The sequence below is a fragment of the Pseudomonas alcaligenes genome (assembly GCF_041729615.1).
GTDB classification, from domain to species: Bacteria; Pseudomonadota; Gammaproteobacteria; order Pseudomonadales; family Pseudomonadaceae; genus Aquipseudomonas; species Aquipseudomonas alcaligenes_B.
Genome location: NZ_CP154874.1, coordinates 1371028 through 1386105 on the forward strand (window position 1 = coordinate 1371028; position 15078 = coordinate 1386105).

Here is a 15078-nt window from a genome sequence, read left to right on the forward strand (position 1 = left end):
AGTTCCTCCCCTTCAATTTCGGTTGGCGGTGCGGGGCTCTTCGGCCTCGCTACCCAGCTGACGTACGGCGATATAACGCTCGCTGCGACGGGTGCGGTCCTGCACCTGGCCGACCAGCTGCCCGCAGGCGGCGTCGATGTCGTCACCACGGGTGGTGCGCACGGTGACGTTGAAGCCGGCCTTGTGCAACAGGTCCTGGAAGCGACGGATGGCGTTGTTGCTCGGCCGTTCGTAACCGGAGAAGGGGAAGGGATTAAACGGAATCAGATTGATCTTGCAAGGGAAATCCTTGAGAAGTGCGATCATCTGCGCAGCGTGTTCCGGCTGGTCGTTGACGTCCTTGAGCAGGGTGTACTCGACGGTCAGGTAGCGCTTCTCGCCCAGGCCGTCGATGTAGCGACGACAGGCCGGCAGCAGAACGTCCAGCGGGTATTTCTTGTTGAGCGGCACCAACTGGTTGCGCAGCTCGTCGTTCGGTGCGTGCAGCGACAGGGCCAGGGACACGTCGGTGACGGTCGCCAGCTTGTCGATCATCGGCACCACGCCGGAGGTGGACAGAGTCACCTTGCGCTTGGAAATGCCGTAGCCGAGGTCGTCCATCATGATCTGCATGGCCGGCACGACATTGTCGAAATTCAGCAGGGGCTCGCCCATGCCCATCATCACCACGTTGGTGATGGCACGGTCGATCTTGGCCGGTACGGTGCCGAAGGATTTGTTGGCAATCCACACCTGGCCGATGATTTCCGCGGCAGTCAGGTCGCTGTTGAAGCCCTGCTTGCCGGTGGAGCAGAAACTGCAATCCAGCGCACAGCCGGCCTGCGAGGACACACAGAGGGTGCCGCGGCCGCCTTGCGGGATGTACACGGTCTCGACGCAGCTGCCGGACGCCACACGCACCACCCACTTGCGGGTGCCGTCGGCGGAGATGTCCTGGCTGACGATCTCGGGACCGCGAATCTCGGCGCAGGCCTTGAGCTTTTCGCGCAGGGCCTTGCCGAGATTGCTCATGGCGTCGAAATCCTCGACGCCGAAGTGGTGAATCCATTTCATGACCTGACCGGCGCGGAAACGCTTTTCCCCGATGCTCTCGAAGAAGCTTTCCAGCTCGGGCTGGGTCAGCCCCAGCAGGTTGGTCTTGGCTACATCAGTCATGGATTCACCCTCGCCGGTTCGCGCTTAGCGAATGCGAGCGCACACCTCGGTGGCGGAGAAGAAGTAGGCGATCTCGCGAGCGGCGGAAGCCTCGGAGTCGGAACCGTGCACGGCGTTTTCGTCGATGGAAACGGCGAAATCGGCGCGGATGGTGCCCGGAGCGGCTTCTTTCGGGTTGGTGGCGCCCATCAGCTCACGGTTCTTGGCAACGGCGTTCTCGCCTTCCAGAACCTGGACGATGACCGGACCGGAGGTCATGAAGGCGACCAGATCCTTGAAGAAGCCACGCTCGCTGTGCTCGGCGTAGAAGCCGGCAGCTTCGCGCTCGGACAGCTGGACCATCTTGGAAGCGACGACGCGCAGGCCGGCCTTCTCGAAACGGGTGGTGATTTCACCGATGACGTTCTTGGCAACGGCATCCGGCTTGATGATGGAGAAAGTACGTTGAACAGCCATTTGAAGCTCCAGAGTTAAAGCGAAAAATTAAACCCGCGAATTATACGCGGGTTAGGGGGAAATGCGTAGGGCCGCGCCCTGAGGCGATGCTGCGGCGCTCAGTCGAGCTCTTCGATCCAGGCCGCCTGAATGGCCTCCAGCACCTTCTCGCCGCCACGCTGCGGATCGTCGGCGAAGTCCGGCAGGGCCAGCACCCAGCGATGCAAGTCGACGAAGTTGACGTAGCGCGGATCGACCTCCGGCTTGCTCTCGGCCAGCTCGATGGCGATATCCAGCACATCGGTCCATTTCAGGCTCATGACGGCTCCTCGAATCAGTGCGGCGCTTCGGCGGCGTGGTTGAGCGAGTATTTCGGGATCTCGACGGTCAGGTCTTCGGTGCCGACCTTGGCCTGGCAGGCCAGGCGCGACTGCGCCTCCAGGCCCCAGGCGCGATCGAGGAAGTCCTCCTCCAGCTCGTCCGCCTCTTCCAGCGAGTCGAAGCCCTCGCGAATGATGCAGTGGCAGGTGGTACAGGCGCAGACGCCACCACAGGCACTTTCCATCTCGATGTGATTGGCATGCGCCAGCTCGAGAATGGACGTGCCCGGCTCGGCCTCGACGACCATGCCTTCGGGGCAGAATTTCTCGTGTGGCAGAAAAATGACCTGCGGCATCAGTTGTCCTCGATTTCGTTGAGCTTGCGCCCGGACAGCGCCGCCTTGACGGTGGCGTCCATGCGCCGGGCGGCGAAGGCATCGGTAATCTGTGCCAGGCGCTTGGCCTGTTGCTCGATGGCGTGGGCGTCGTTGCCGGCCGCCTGTTCGCGCAGCTCGTCCATGGCGGCAAGGATGGCGATGCGCTCTTCCTCGCTGAGCAGCCGCTCGCCATCGGCATCCAGCGCCGACTGCACGGCCTCGAGCAGCCGCTCGGCCTCGACCTGCTGCTCGCGCAGGGCGCGGGCGACCTTGTCCCCCCCGGCGTTCTGGAAGGAGTCCTGCAGCATGCGGGCGATCTCGCCGTCGGTCAGGCCATAGGACGGCTTGACCTGGATGCTCGCCTCCACACCCGAGCCCAGCTCGCGGGCGGCGACACTGAGCAGGCCATCGGCATCGACCTGGAAGGTCACGCGGATCTTCGCCGCACCGGCGACCATCGGCGGAATCCCGCGCAACTCGAAGCGCGCCAGCGAGCGGCAGTCCTTGACCAGCTCGCGCTCGCCCTGCAGGACATGGATGACCATGGCGGTCTGGCCATCCTTGTAGGTGGTGAAGTCCTGGGCCCGCGCCACCGGGATGGTGGTGTTGCGCGGCACCACCTTCTCCATCAGCCCCCCCATGGTCTCCAGCCCCAGGGACAGCGGGATCACGTCGAGCAGCAGTAACTCGTCCCCGGCGCCACGCTGGTTACCGGCCAGGGTATCGGCCTGGATGGCGGCACCGATGGCCACCACCTGATCCGGATCGATGTCGGTCAGCGGCTCGCGACCGAACAGCTCGCCCACCGCCGCGCGCACACGCGGCACCCGGGTGGAGCCGCCGACCATGACCACCGCCTCGACCTCCTCGAGCTCGATGCCGGCATCGCGCACCGCGCGGCGACAGGCCTTGAGGCTGCGTGCGATCAGCGGCTCGACCAGCGCCTCGAAGCGGGCGCGACTCAGCTCACCGGACCAGCCGCCATGGCGCACCTCGACCGCAGCACTGCTCGTCAGGGCTTCCTTGGCGGCACAGGCGGCCTGCAACAGGCTGCGCTGCATGGAGGGATCGAGGTCACTGGACAGGCCGGCCTGCTCGATGATCCAGCCAGCGATGGCGTGGTCGAAGTCATCGCCACCCAGGGCGCTGTCGCCGCCGGTGGCCAGCACCTCGAACACGCCGCGGGTCAGGCGCAGGATGGAGATGTCGAAGGTACCGCCACCCAGGTCATAGATGGCCACCACCCCCTCGGCGCCCTTGTCCAGGCCATAGGCCACGGCGGCAGCGGTCGGTTCGTTGAGCAGGCGCAGCACATTGAGGCCGGCCAGACGGGCGGCATCCTTCGTGGCCTGGCGCTGGGCATCGTCGAAATAGGCCGGCACGGTGATCACCGCACCGACCAGCTCGCCACCGAGGCTGGCCTCGGCACGCTGGCGCAGCACCTTGAGGATATCGGCGGAGACCTCCACCGGACTCTTGGCGCCCTGCACGGTGTCGATGAACGGCATGTGCGATTCGCCCTCGACGAAACGATAGGGCAGCTGGTCGCCAAGCTGCTTGATGTCCGCCACGCCGCGCCCCATCAGGCGCTTGACCGACATCACGGTATTGAAGGGGTCCTGCGCGGCGGCGGCCTTGGCCGACTGGCCGACCTCGACCCGCTCGGCGTGGTAGCGCACCGCCGACGGCAGAATCACCTGCCCCTCGGCGTCGGCCAGCGGCGCGGCGAGACCGCTGCGCACGGCAGCAACCAGCGAATTGGTGGTACCCAGGTCGATACCCACCGCCAAGCGGCGCTGGTGGGGTTGCGGGCTCTGCCCGGGCTCGGCGATCTGCAGTAGGGCCATGGTGTTCCGATCATCAGGCGTGCAGCACGGGCTGCAGCGCGGTTAGTCGTCGAGGCGCTCTTCGAGGTCGCGCACTTCGTGGGCCAGCTTGTCGAGGAACTGCATGCGCCGCACCAGGCGTTCCGCCTCGTCGCGGCGCGCGGCATCGTCCCAGCAGGCGGCGAAGCCCGCATCCAGCTCGTCCTGAGCCAGTTTCAGGCGCTTCTTGAACGCCGCCACGCCGGCCAGGTCGGCGCTGTCCTGCAGGTCCTCCAGCTCCTCGCGCCAGCGCATCTGCTGCAGGAGGAACTCGGGATCCTGCACCGTCACTTCCAGCGGCAGCTCGCGGCCGCGCAGGGCCAGCAGATAGAGGGCGCGCCGCGGCGCACTCTTCAGGGTCTGGTAGGCCTCGTTGAGGCGCGCCGACTGCTCCAGCGCCAGGCGCTGCTCGCGCTCGCCGGCATCGGCGAAGCGATCCGGGTGCACGGCCTTGGCCAACTCGCGATAGCGCGCCGACAGCTGCGCCTGATCCAGGCGGAACGTCGGCTGCAGCTCGAATAGCGCGAAATGACAGGGACTGCCCACAACAACCCGCCTTAGACGTTGAAGCTCTCGCCGCAGCCGCATTCGCCGCGCACGTTGGGGTTGTTGAACTTGAAGCCTTCGTTGAGGCCCTCGCGGACGAAGTCCAGCTCGGTACCGTCGAGGTAGGTGAGGCTCTTCGGGTCGATGATCACCTTGACGCCGAAGCTCTCGAACACCTGATCCTCGTTCGCCACCTCGTCGACGAACTCCAGCACATAGGCCAGGCCCGAGCAGCCGGTGGTACGCACGCCGAGGCGGATACCCTCGCCCTTGCCGCGCCCGTCCAGGGAACGCTGCACGTGGCGGGCGGCGGCTTCAGTCATGGTGATGGCCATAGCGACTCCTCGAAATCAGAGCAGACCTTTCTTCTGCTTGTAGTCACGCACGGCCGCCTTGATGGCGTCCTCGGCGAGCACGGAGCAGTGAATCTTCACCGGCGGCAGGGCCAGCTCCTCGGCCAGCTGGGTGTTCTTGATGGTTTCGGCTTCGTCCAGGGTCTTGCCCTTCATCCACTCGGTGGCCAGGGAGCTGGAGGCGATGGCCGAGCCGCAGCCGTAGGTCTTGAACTTGGCGTCTTCAATCACGCCCTGCTCGTTGACCTTGATCTGCAGGCGCATCACGTCGCCGCAGGCCGGGGCGCCGACCATGCCGGTACCGACATTGGGGTCCTCGGCGTCGAGCTTGCCGACGTTGCGCGGGTTCTCGTAGTGGTCGATGACCTTTTCACTGTATGCCATGCTGCAATTCCTCTCTCATCAGGTGCCGCTCTACAGGCGACTCGAAAATCAGTGTGCCTGCCATTCGACCTTGGAAAGGTCGACACCTTCTTTGAACATGTCCCACAGCGGCGACAGCTCGCGCAGCTTGTCGACGGCTTCGCGAATCTTCGACGCGGCATAGTCGACTTCTTCCTCGGTGGTGAAGCGGCCGAAGGTGAAGCGGATCGAGCTGTGTGCCAGTTCGTCGTTGCGGCCCAGGGCGCGCAGCACGTAGGAGGGCTCCAGCGAGGCGGAGGTACAGGCGGAACCGGAGGAGACCGCCAGATCCTTGAGCGCCATGATCAGCGACTCGCCTTCCACGTAGTTGAAGCTCAGATTCAGGTTGTGCGGCACGCGCTGGGTCAGGCTGCCGTTCACGTACAGCTCCTCCATGCCTTCGACCTGCTTGTAGAAGCGGTCGCGCAGGGCGAGGATGCGCTGGTTCTCCTGCACCATCTCCTGCTTGGCGATATGGAAAGCCTCACCCATGCCGACGATCTGGTGGGTGGCCAGGGTGCCGGAGCGCATGCCGCGCTCGTGGCCGCCGCCATGGATCATGGCTTCCAGACGCACGCGCGGCTTGCGACGCACATAAAGGGCGCCGATGCCCTTGGGGCCATAGGTCTTGTGCGCGGAGAAGGACATCAGGTCGACCTTCATCTTCTCCAGGTCGATCTCCACCTTGCCGGTGGACTGGGCAGCATCGACATGCAGCAGCACGCCGCGCGAACGGGTCAGCTCGCCGATGGCGGCGATGTCGTTGATGGTGCCGATCTCGTTGTTGACGTGCATGACCGACACCAGGATGGTGTCCTCGCGCAGCGCCGCCTCGACCATGGCCGGGGTGATCAGGCCGTCTTCGCCCGGCTCGATGTAGGTCACCTCGAAGCCTTCGCGCTCCAGCTGGCGGCAGGTGTCCAGCACTGCCTTGTGCTCGATCTTCGAGGTGATGATGTGCTTGCCCTTGCTGCCATAGAAGTGCGCGACACCCTTGATGCCTAGGTTGTCGGACTCGGTGGCACCGGAGGTCCAGACGATCTCGCGCGGGTCGGCATTGACCAGCTCGGCGACCTGGCGACGGGCGTTCTCCACCGCTTCCTCGGCCTTCCAGCCGAACACGTGGGAGCGCGATGCTGGGTTGCCAAAGTTGCCATCCACCAGCAGGCACTCGCTCATCTTCTGCGCCACGCGCGGGTCGACCGGAGTAGTGGCGGAGTAGTCGAGGTAAATCGGCAATCTCATCAGGTATCTCCTATATCAGGCAGGCGCCCTGCTCACTCGATGGCGGACGCTTCGATCTTGTCCAGCTGCGGCATCCTGCCGTTGCAGCGGCGCAGGTCCTGGCGCTGGGCGACTTCCTGCACTTCGCGCCGGGTCACCAGGTCAGCCAGGCTGATGCCGCTGAGGAATTCGTGAATCTGCTGACTGAGGTCGCACCACAGGTGGTGGGTCAGACAGGTATCGCCGGAGTGGCAATCGCCCATGCCCTGGCAGCGGGTCGCATCGACCGACTCGTTGACCGCATCGATGACCTGGGCCACCTGGATCACCCGCATGTCGCGCGACAACTGGTAACCACCACCCGGACCGCGCACGCTGCTGACCAGGTTGCCACGGCGCAGCTTGGCGAACAGCTGCTCCAGATAGGACAGGGAAATGCCCTGCCGCTCGGAGATGTCGGCAAGCGACACAGGCCCGTTCTGCGCATGCAGCGCCAGATCGAGCATGGCTGTGACGGCGTAACGGCCTTTGGTGGTCAGACGCATGGCACTCGCACCACGGTTTAGCTGAGTTGCGGCAAGTATCGCCTTTTCCGACTATTTAGGTCAACTATAAGACCAATTAAAACAGTCGGGTATAGCGACAAATCGGGGCGCAAATGATAGCAGACTACGCGTTCTCAGGCAGCCGGCTTGTCGCCCTGCTCCTTGCACACGTCGGCGAAGTCCTCGTCGCGCAGTGCTGGCAGCTCCTTGGCGCAGTAGTCGCTACCCAGCGCCTTGAGCGCCGAGCACATGCCCTCCAGGCGCCCATCCACCGCATGCAGATGATCGAGCAGCTGACCGATGGCGCGCGCCACCGGGTCCGGCATGTCCTGGCTGACACCGTAGGCATCGAAGCCCAGCTTCTCGGCCATGGCCTGGCGCTTGGCCTCCTGCTCGTCGTCGCTCTTGACGATGATCCGCCCCGGAATGCCGACCACGGTGGCCCCCGGCGGCACCGCCTTAGTCACCACCGCATTGGAGCCGACCTTGGCACCGGCACCGACGGTGAAGGGGCCGAGCACCTTGGCACCGGCACCGACCACCACGCCGTCTTCCAGGGTCGGATGGCGCTTGCCCTTGTTCCAGCTGGTGCCGCCCAGGGTCACGCCCTGGTAGAGGGTGACGTCGTCGCCGATCTCGGCGGTCTCGCCGATGACGATGCCCATGCCGTGATCGATGAAGAAGCGCCGACCGATCTTCGCCCCCGGATGGATCTCGATGCCGGTCAGCCAGCGCCCGAAGTTGGAGACCAGGCGCGCCAGCCACTTCCAGCCACGCACCCACAGGCCATGGGCGACCCGGTGCAGCCAGACGGCATGCAGGCCCGGGTAGCAGGTCACCACCTCGAAGGCGTTGCGCGCCGCCGGATCACGATGGAAAACGCTCTGGATATCTTCGCGCACACGCTCAAACATCGTCTTTGCTCCGCTTGTGGGACTCGCCACGCACCGCCTTCTGGGTTTCCGTGAGGACGCCGCGCAGGATGTTCATTTCCAGCTTGCTGATACCGGCGCGCCCGTACAGGCGGCGCAGGCGGGACATCAGGTGGCGCGGATTGGCCGGATCGAGGAAGCCGATCTCCACCAGCGTACTCTCCAGATGACCGTAGAACAGCTCCAGCTCATCGGTGGTGACCGGCTGGGTATTGAGCATCGCCGTGGTTTCCAGCTTGTTCATCTTGGTCGGCTGCCCCTGGGCAGCCAGCCAGGCCATGCGCACCTCGTAGGCCAGCACCTGTACCGCAGCCGCCAGATTCAGCGAGCTGAACTCCGGGTTGGACGGGATGTGCACATGGAACTGACAGCGCTGCAGCTCCTCGTTGGTCAGGCCGGCGTACTCGCGACCGAACACCAGCGCCACCTCGCCACCCGTCTCGACATGCTGCAGCGAAGTGGTCGCGCATTCGCGCGGATCGAGCAGCGGCCAGGGAATGCGCCGATCACGCGCACTGGTACCGAGTGCCACGCTGCAGCCCGCCAGGGCCTCCTCGAGGGTCTCGACCACCACGGCATTGTCGAGGATGTCGGTGGCACCGGAGGCGCGCGCCACCGCCTCGCTGCTGGGGAAGTCCTCGGGATCGACCAGCACCAGGCGCGACAGGCCCATGTTCTTCATGGCCCGCGCGGCCCCACCGATGTTGCCGGGATGGCTGGTATTGACCAGCACCACGCGAATGTTCTGCAGCACCTGGAAGCTCCAACAAGAACGCAAAGGGCCATGAATGTTACAGAAGCCCCCGAGCCAATGCCATGCACCGCAACGAGCCGGCTGCACAGGAAAAGCTAGTCTGCTAGAATGGCCGGCTTTCTTCTTTAACGACCCAGGTGAACCTTCCATGCAGCCCATGCTGAATATCGCGCTGCGCGCTGCGCGCAGTGCCGGCGAACTGATCATCCGCTCCATCGAACGCCTGGACGTCATCTCGGTCAACGAGAAGGATGCCCACGACTACGTCAGCGAAGTCGACCGCGCCGCCGAGCAGACCATCATCCAGGCACTGCAGAAGGCCTACCCGACCCACGGCTTCCTCGGCGAGGAAAGCGGCAGCATCGCCGGCAGCGGCGAAGGTGCCGACTACCAGTGGATCATCGACCCTCTGGACGGCACCACCAACTTCCTGCGCGGCGTCCCGCACTTCGCCGTCAGCATCGCCTGCAAGTACCGTGGCCGCCTGGAGCACGCCGTGGTCCTCGACCCGGTGCGCCAGGAGGAATTCACCGCCAGCCGTGGCCGCGGCGCCGCGATCAACGGCCGCCGCCTGCGCGTGAGCAACCGCAAGAGCCTGGACGGCGCCCTGCTGGGCACCGGCTTCCCGTTCCGCGCAGAACAGGTGGACAACCTGGACAACTACCTGGGCATGTTCCGCAGCCTGGTCGGGCAGACCGCCGGCATCCGCCGCGCCGGCGCCGCCAGCCTGGACCTGGCCTACGTCGCCGCCGGTCGCTACGACGCCTTCTGGGAGTTCGGCCTTTCCGAGTGGGACATGGCCGCCGGCGCCCTGCTGATCCAGGAAGCGGGCGGTCTGGTCAGCGACTTCAGCGGCGGCCACGATTTCCTCGAGAAGGGCCAGATCGTCGCCGGCAACACCAAGTGCTTCAAGGCAGTGCTGACCGCCATCCAGCCGCACCTGGCGCCCTCGATGAAACGCTGATCGCCAGCCAATAAAAAACCGCCCCGAGGGGCGGTTTTTTATTCTCGAACCGTTACTGCACGGCTTGGGATTGCTGCACCAGTACCAGCTGCCCTTCCTTGTTCACCGGAATCTGCGCGCCCGGATCGCGATCCATGCGTACCTGGCCGATCTTGCCGTCCAACTGATACTTCACGTCGTAGCCGACCACCTTCTCGCTGGTATCGACCACCGTGCTGCAACGGGTTTCCGTGGCGGTGTAGGTATCGCGCTCCTGCATGCCCTCCTGCACCTTGTTGCCGGCATAACCACCACCGACGGCGCCTGCCACGGTGGCGATCTTCTTGCCGCTGCCGCCACCGATCTGGTTGCCCAGCAGGCCACCGGCCACGGCACCGATCACGGTACCGGCGATCTGGTGCTGGTCCTTGACCGGTGCCTGGCGGGTCACGGCCACATCCTTGCACACCTCGCGCGGTGTCTTGATGGTTTCCTTGACCGGCTGTACGGCCAGCACTTCGGCATACTGCGGGCCGCTGACCAGGCTATAGGTCGCCACGGCACCGCCGGCAGTAACGCCCACCGCGCCCAGCACCGCACCCACGATCATCGACTTGTTCATCTGGCCCTCCTCAGGCTCTGACCGAGCGTTATTTTCGCCCTCTTCCCTGCCTTGGATGGACGCCCGACAGATGAGTTCCTCAGGCGCTCCGGCAACACCGACAAATGGGAGCCCCTTCACACCCCGGAAACGACAAGGCCCGGCATATGCCGGGCCTTGCGAGGAGCAACGAGATCAGGGGCGATCATCCACCTCTTCCGCCTCCACCGGCGGAATCAGATCGTCACGCGTCAGCTTCAGCCAGATCAGCAGAATGCTGGCGATGTATACCGAGGAGTAGGTACCGGCGGTGACGCCGATGAACAACGCCAGGGAGAAGCCCCACAGGTTCTCGCCACCGAACACCATCAGCGCAATGATCGCCAGCAGGGTGGAAATCGAGGTCGCCAGGGTACGCAGCAGGGTCTGGGTGGTGGAAATGTTGATGTTCTCGATCAGATCGGCCTTGCGCAGCACGCGGAAGTTCTCGCGGATACGGTCGAACACCACGATGGTGTCGTTCAGCGAGTAACCGATCAGCGCCAGCACCGCGGCCAGCACAGTCAGATCGAAGGGGATCTGGAAGAAGGAGAACACGCCGAGAGTGACGATCACGTCGTGGATCAACGAGACGATGGCACCGAAGCCGAACTTCCACTGGAAGCGGAAGGCCACGTAGAGCAGGATGCCGCCGAGAGCCAGCAGCATGCCCAGGCCACCCTGGTCGCGCAGTTCCTCGCCTACCGCGGGACCGACGAACTCGACCCGCTTGACGCTGAACTGCTCGGCACTGACCTTGTCCAGGTCCGCCGCAAGCCTGTTGCCTAGCTGCGGATCGTCGCCCTGCAGGCGCACCACCACATCGGTGGTGGCACCGAAGTGCTGCACCACGGCATCGCCGTAGCCGGCTTCGGCCAGCTGCCCGCGCACCTTGGCCAGATCGGCTGGCTGCTCGTAGGTCAGCTCGATCAGCGCACCGCCGGTAAAGTCCAGGCCGAAGTTGAGGCCCTTGATCGCCAGGCTGCCGAGCGACACCAGGGTCAGCAGTACGGTCACGGCAAACGCCAGGTGGCGAATGCCCATGAAGTTGATTACACGTTTCATCGCAGGCCGCCCCTTAGATCCACAGCTTCTTGAAATCACGGCCACCGAAGATCAGGTTGACCATGGCACGGGTCACGAAGATGGCCGTGAACATCGAGGTGATGATGCCGAGCGACATGGTCACGGCGAAGCCCTTGACCGGCCCGGTGCCCATAGCGAACAGGATGCCACCGACCAGCAGGGTGGTCAGGTTGCCGTCGAGAATCGCCGAGAAGGCGCGATCGAAGCCCTCGTGAATGGCGCGCTGCACCGACAGGCCGTTGGCGATCTCCTCTCGGATACGCGAGAAGATCAGCACGTTGGCGTCCACCGCCATGCCCATGGTCAGCACGATACCGGCGATGCCCGGCAGGGTCAGGGTCGCGCCCAGCACCGACATCAGCGCCAGCAGCAGGACCATGTTGAAGCCCAGGGCCACAGTCGCCAGCACGCCAAAGAAGCGGTAGATAGCGATGATGAACAGCGACACGAAGATCATGCCCCAGATCGACGCATCGATACCCTTGGCGATGTTGTCGGCACCCAGGCTCGGGCCGATGGTGCGCTCCTCGGCGAAGTACATCGGCGCCGCCAGGCCACCGGCGCGCAGCAGCAGGGCCAGCTCGGAAGACTCGCCCTGGCCGTCCAGGCCGGTGATGCGGAAACTGCTGCCCAGCGCCGACTGGATGGTCGCCAGGCTGATGATCTTCTTCTCTTCCTTGAAGGCCTGAACCGCGACTTCCTTCTCGACGCCGTCGACCACCTGCTTGACGTAGCGGGTCAGCGGCTTCTGCTCGATGAAGATCACCGCCATGCTGCGCCCGACGTTGTTGCGGGTGGCACGGTTCATCAGGTCGCCACCGTGGCCATCCAGACGGATGTTCACCTGCGGACGGCCGTTCTCGTCGTAGCTGGCCTGGGCATCAGTGACCTGGTCACCGGTGATGATCAGGCTGCGCTCCAGATCCACCGGCGGGCGGCCGGCTTCGCGGAACTCGAAGGACTCGGTGGAGGCGCGCGCCGCGTCCGGCTCGGCCTGCAGGCGGAACTCCAGGTTGGCGGTCTTGCCGAGGATACGCTTGGCCTCGGCGGTGTCCTGCACGCCCGGCAGCTCGACCACGATGCGGTTGGCGCCCTGGCGCTGAACCAGCGGCTCGGCCACGCCCAGCTCGTTGACCCGGTTGCGCACGGTGGTCAAGTTCTGCTTGATCGAGTATTCGCGGATTTCCGCGCGCTTGGCCTCGGTCAGCGCCAGACGCAGCACCTGCAACTCGTTGCGCGAGGCAGTGGTCAGGTCGAAGTCGCTGAAACTCTTGCGCACCAGCTCCTGGGCCTTGTCCAGCGCCTCGCCGTCGGCGAAGCCCAGCTGGATGGCGCCGTCCTGCTGCGGCAGGCTGCGATAGCGCACGCGCTCTTTGCGCAGCAGGCTCTTGATCTCGCTCTCGTAGACCTTCAGGCGAGCGTCCATGGCCTTGTCCATGTCCACTTCCAGCAGGAAGTGCACACCACCGGACAGGTCCAGGCCCAGCTTCATCGGGCCGGCACCCAGGCTGCGCAGCCATTCGGGCGTGGTCGGCGCCAGGTTGAGGGCCACCACGTAGTCGTCACCGAGCAGCTTGCGCACCAGCTCCTTGGCCGGCAGCTGGTCTTCCTGCTTGCTCAGGCGCAGCAGTGCACCCTTGCCCTGCTTGCTCAGAGTGGCCGACTTGACCGCGATACCGGCATCGTTCAGCGCTTTGCCAATGCGATCGAGGTCGGCCTGGCCGACCTCCAGCGCCGTACTGGCACCGCTGATCTGGATCGCCGGATCGTCCGGATAGAGATTGGGTGCGGAGTAGATGAAACCGACCACCAGCACAGCCAGGATCAGCAGGTACTTCCACAGGGGGAACTTATTGAGCATGACGCCGCCCGTTATGACACGGGGCGCCTGATGCGCCCCGTAGTGGTGAACGAAGAATCGTTAGATGGCTTTCAGGGTGCCCTTCGGCAGGGTCGCAGCAATGGCCTGCTTCTGGAACTTCAGTTCGACGTTGTCGGAAACCTCGATCACCACGAAATCGTCGGTCACCTTGGTGACCTTGCCGGCGATGCCGCCGCTGGTGACCACTTCATCGCCTTTCTGCAGGCTGCCGAGCAGGTTCTTGTGCTCCTTGGCGCGCTTGGCCTGGGGACGCCAGATCATCAGATAGAAGATGACCAGGAAGCCGATCAGGAACACCCACTCGAAGCCACTGCCGGCAGGGCCGGCGGCGGCGGCCGGAGCGGCGGCATCGGCGTAGGCGGCGGGAATCAGAAAGCTCATGGCAAACTCCTATTGCAAGGTCTGGAAACTGTTGTGGTCGGCGCCCGCACGATGTGCGGGCGCTGGCAGGAACTGGGGCACCTCCGAGATGGGATGCGTCCCGGCCTATTTCAATCCCGTCAGGGCTCCAGCGGCGGCGTCGGCAGGCCGCGCCGGGCGTAGAAGGCATCGACAAAGGCGGCCAATGTACCCTGTTGAATTGCCTCGCGCAAACCAGCCATCAGGCGCTGGTAATGGCGCAAGTTATGGATGGTATTGAGCATGCTGCCCAGCATTTCGCCGCACTTGTCCAGGTGATGCAGGTAGGCGCGGGAGAAGTGTTTGCAGGTGTAACAGTCGCAGCTCGGGTCCAGCGGCGAGTCGTCGTGCTTGTGCACGGCATTGCGGATCTTGATCACCCCGGTATCGATGAATAGGTGGCCGTTGCGCGCGTTGCGTGTCGGCATCACGCAGTCGAACATGTCCACGCCACGGCGCACGCCCTCGACCAAGTCCTCCGGCTTGCCCACGCCCATCAGGTAGCGCGGCTTGTCGGTGGGCAGATGCGGCGGCAGGAAGTCCAGCACACGGATCATCTCTTCCTTCGGCTCGCCGACCGACAGGCCGCCGATGGCCAGGCCGTCGAAGCCGATCTCCAGCAGCCCCTCCAGCGAACGCAGGCGCAGTTCCTCGTGCATGCCGCCCTGGACGATGCCGAACAGCGCCGAGGGGTTGCCCTCGTGGGCGTTCTTCGAGCGCTTGGCCCAGCGCAGCGACAGCTCCATGGAGCGCTTGGCGGTGTCGAAGTCGGCCGGGTACGGGGTGCACTCGTCGAAGATCATCACGATGTCCGAACCCAGCTCGCGCTGCACCTGCATCGACTCCTCGGGGCCCATGAACACCTTGGCGCCGTCCACCGGCGAGGAGAAATACACGCCCTCCTCCTTGATCTTGCGCATGGCGCCCAGGCTGAACACCTGGAAGCCGCCGGAGTCGGTGAGAATCGGCCCCTGCCACTGCATGAAATCGTGCAGGTCGCCGTGCCTTTTGATCACCTCGGTGCCCGGACGCAACCACAGGTGGAAGGTGTTGCCGAGGATGATCTGCGCACCGATGCCCTCGATGTCGCGCGGCAGCATGCCCTTGACCGTGCCATAGGTGCCGACCGGCATGAAGGCCGGGGTCTCCACCACGCCGCGCGGGAAGGTCAGGCGGCCGCGGCGGGCACGGCCGTCAGTGGCCAGCAGCTCGAAGGACAT

General features: G+C 64.8%; 18 protein-coding genes. 1 reads left to right on the forward strand and 17 read right to left on the reverse strand.

Translation table 11 applies throughout. The annotated features are described in order from the left end of the window. Window positions 1–12 precede the first annotated feature (12 nt). The 12 genes from rlmN to trmJ all read right to left on the reverse strand — a co-directional run bounded on the left by rlmN (window position 13) and on the right by trmJ (window position 8908). Window positions 13–1155 (reverse strand): 23S rRNA (adenine(2503)-C(2))-methyltransferase RlmN, encoded by a 1143-nt coding sequence (rlmN, locus tag AAG092_RS06655; RefSeq protein ID WP_110680972.1) that lies wholly within the window; start codon window positions 1153–1155, stop codon window positions 13–15. A 24-nt stretch (window positions 1156–1179) separates the two neighbouring features. Then, window positions 1180–1611 carry a nucleoside-diphosphate kinase gene (gene ndk, locus AAG092_RS06660; protein ID WP_110680971.1) on the reverse strand — a complete coding sequence of 144 codons (432 nt, stop codon included), beginning with the start codon at window positions 1609–1611 and terminating at the stop codon, window positions 1180–1182. Window positions 1612–1709: 98 nt separating this feature from the next. Beyond that, window positions 1710–1910: a Fe-S cluster assembly protein IscX gene (gene iscX / locus AAG092_RS06665; protein ID WP_373389068.1), complete on the reverse strand. Its 201-nt coding sequence runs from the start codon at window positions 1908–1910 to the stop codon at window positions 1710–1712. 14 nt (window positions 1911–1924) lie between these two features. Next, window positions 1925–2266: an ISC system 2Fe-2S type ferredoxin gene (fdx, locus tag AAG092_RS06670; RefSeq protein ID WP_373389069.1), complete on the reverse strand. Its 342-nt coding sequence runs from the start codon at window positions 2264–2266 to the stop codon at window positions 1925–1927. Continuing rightward, window positions 2266–4134 (reverse strand): Fe-S protein assembly chaperone HscA, encoded by a 1869-nt coding sequence (gene hscA / locus AAG092_RS06675; RefSeq protein WP_373389070.1) that lies wholly within the window; start codon window positions 4132–4134, stop codon window positions 2266–2268. Before hscA ends, fdx begins: the two co-directional genes overlap by 1 nt. A 42-nt stretch (window positions 4135–4176) precedes the next feature. Then, entirely contained in the window at window positions 4177–4698 is a 522-nt protein-coding gene (hscB, locus tag AAG092_RS06680) for a co-chaperone HscB (RefSeq protein ID WP_110680967.1), read from the reverse strand. An 11-nt stretch (window positions 4699–4709) separates the two neighbouring features. Further along, window positions 4710–5033 carry an iron-sulfur cluster assembly protein IscA gene (gene iscA / locus AAG092_RS06685; RefSeq protein WP_110680966.1) on the reverse strand — a complete coding sequence of 108 codons (324 nt, stop codon included), beginning with the start codon at window positions 5031–5033 and terminating at the stop codon, window positions 4710–4712. Between the two features lie 15 nt (window positions 5034–5048). Continuing rightward, a complete protein-coding gene (gene iscU, locus AAG092_RS06690) occupies window positions 5049–5435 on the reverse strand; it encodes a Fe-S cluster assembly scaffold IscU (protein WP_021700354.1) in 387 nt (128 codons plus the stop codon). Window positions 5436–5483: 48 nt separating this feature from the next. Beyond that, window positions 5484–6698 (reverse strand): IscS subfamily cysteine desulfurase, encoded by a 1215-nt coding sequence (locus tag AAG092_RS06695; protein WP_373389071.1) that lies wholly within the window; start codon window positions 6696–6698, stop codon window positions 5484–5486. A 32-nt stretch (window positions 6699–6730) separates the two neighbouring features. Next, on the reverse strand, window positions 6731–7222 hold the full coding sequence (gene iscR, locus AAG092_RS06700; RefSeq protein WP_110680964.1) for a Fe-S cluster assembly transcriptional regulator IscR: 492 nt from the start codon (window positions 7220–7222) through the stop codon (window positions 6731–6733). Window positions 7223–7356: 134 nt separating this feature from the next. After that, entirely contained in the window at window positions 7357–8136 is a 780-nt protein-coding gene (gene cysE / locus AAG092_RS06705) for a serine O-acetyltransferase (RefSeq protein WP_110680963.1), read from the reverse strand. After that, entirely contained in the window at window positions 8129–8908 is a 780-nt protein-coding gene (gene trmJ, locus AAG092_RS06710) for a tRNA (cytosine(32)/uridine(32)-2'-O)-methyltransferase TrmJ (protein ID WP_373389072.1), read from the reverse strand. Before trmJ ends, cysE begins: the two co-directional genes overlap by 8 nt. A gap of 148 nt (window positions 8909–9056) precedes the next feature. On the opposite strand from trmJ, the gene suhB reads away from it, so the two are divergent. Next, the gene (gene suhB / locus AAG092_RS06715; RefSeq protein WP_373389073.1) at window positions 9057–9872 is read left to right on the forward strand and encodes an inositol-phosphate phosphatase; all 816 of its coding nucleotides are present in this window, start codon (window positions 9057–9059) and stop codon (window positions 9870–9872) included. A gap of 52 nt (window positions 9873–9924) precedes the next feature. Here the strand turns inward: suhB and AAG092_RS06720 are convergent, their stop codons facing one another. The 5 genes from AAG092_RS06720 to tgt form a co-directional block, all read right to left on the reverse strand. Then, entirely contained in the window at window positions 9925–10473 is a 549-nt protein-coding gene (locus AAG092_RS06720; protein WP_110680960.1) for a glycine zipper 2TM domain-containing protein, read from the reverse strand. 174 nt (window positions 10474–10647) lie between these two features. Continuing rightward, window positions 10648–11556 (reverse strand): protein translocase subunit SecF, encoded by a 909-nt coding sequence (secF, locus tag AAG092_RS06725; protein WP_373389074.1) that lies wholly within the window; start codon window positions 11554–11556, stop codon window positions 10648–10650. A 13-nt stretch (window positions 11557–11569) separates the two neighbouring features. Next, a complete protein-coding gene (secD, locus tag AAG092_RS06730; protein WP_373389075.1) occupies window positions 11570–13438 on the reverse strand; it encodes a protein translocase subunit SecD in 1869 nt (622 codons plus the stop codon). 60 nt (window positions 13439–13498) lie between these two features. Then, window positions 13499–13840 (reverse strand): preprotein translocase subunit YajC, encoded by a 342-nt coding sequence (gene yajC / locus AAG092_RS06735; protein WP_110680957.1) that lies wholly within the window; start codon window positions 13838–13840, stop codon window positions 13499–13501. A 119-nt stretch (window positions 13841–13959) separates the two neighbouring features. Further along, entirely contained in the window at window positions 13960–15078 is a 1119-nt protein-coding gene (gene tgt, locus AAG092_RS06740; RefSeq protein WP_373389564.1) for a tRNA guanosine(34) transglycosylase Tgt, read from the reverse strand.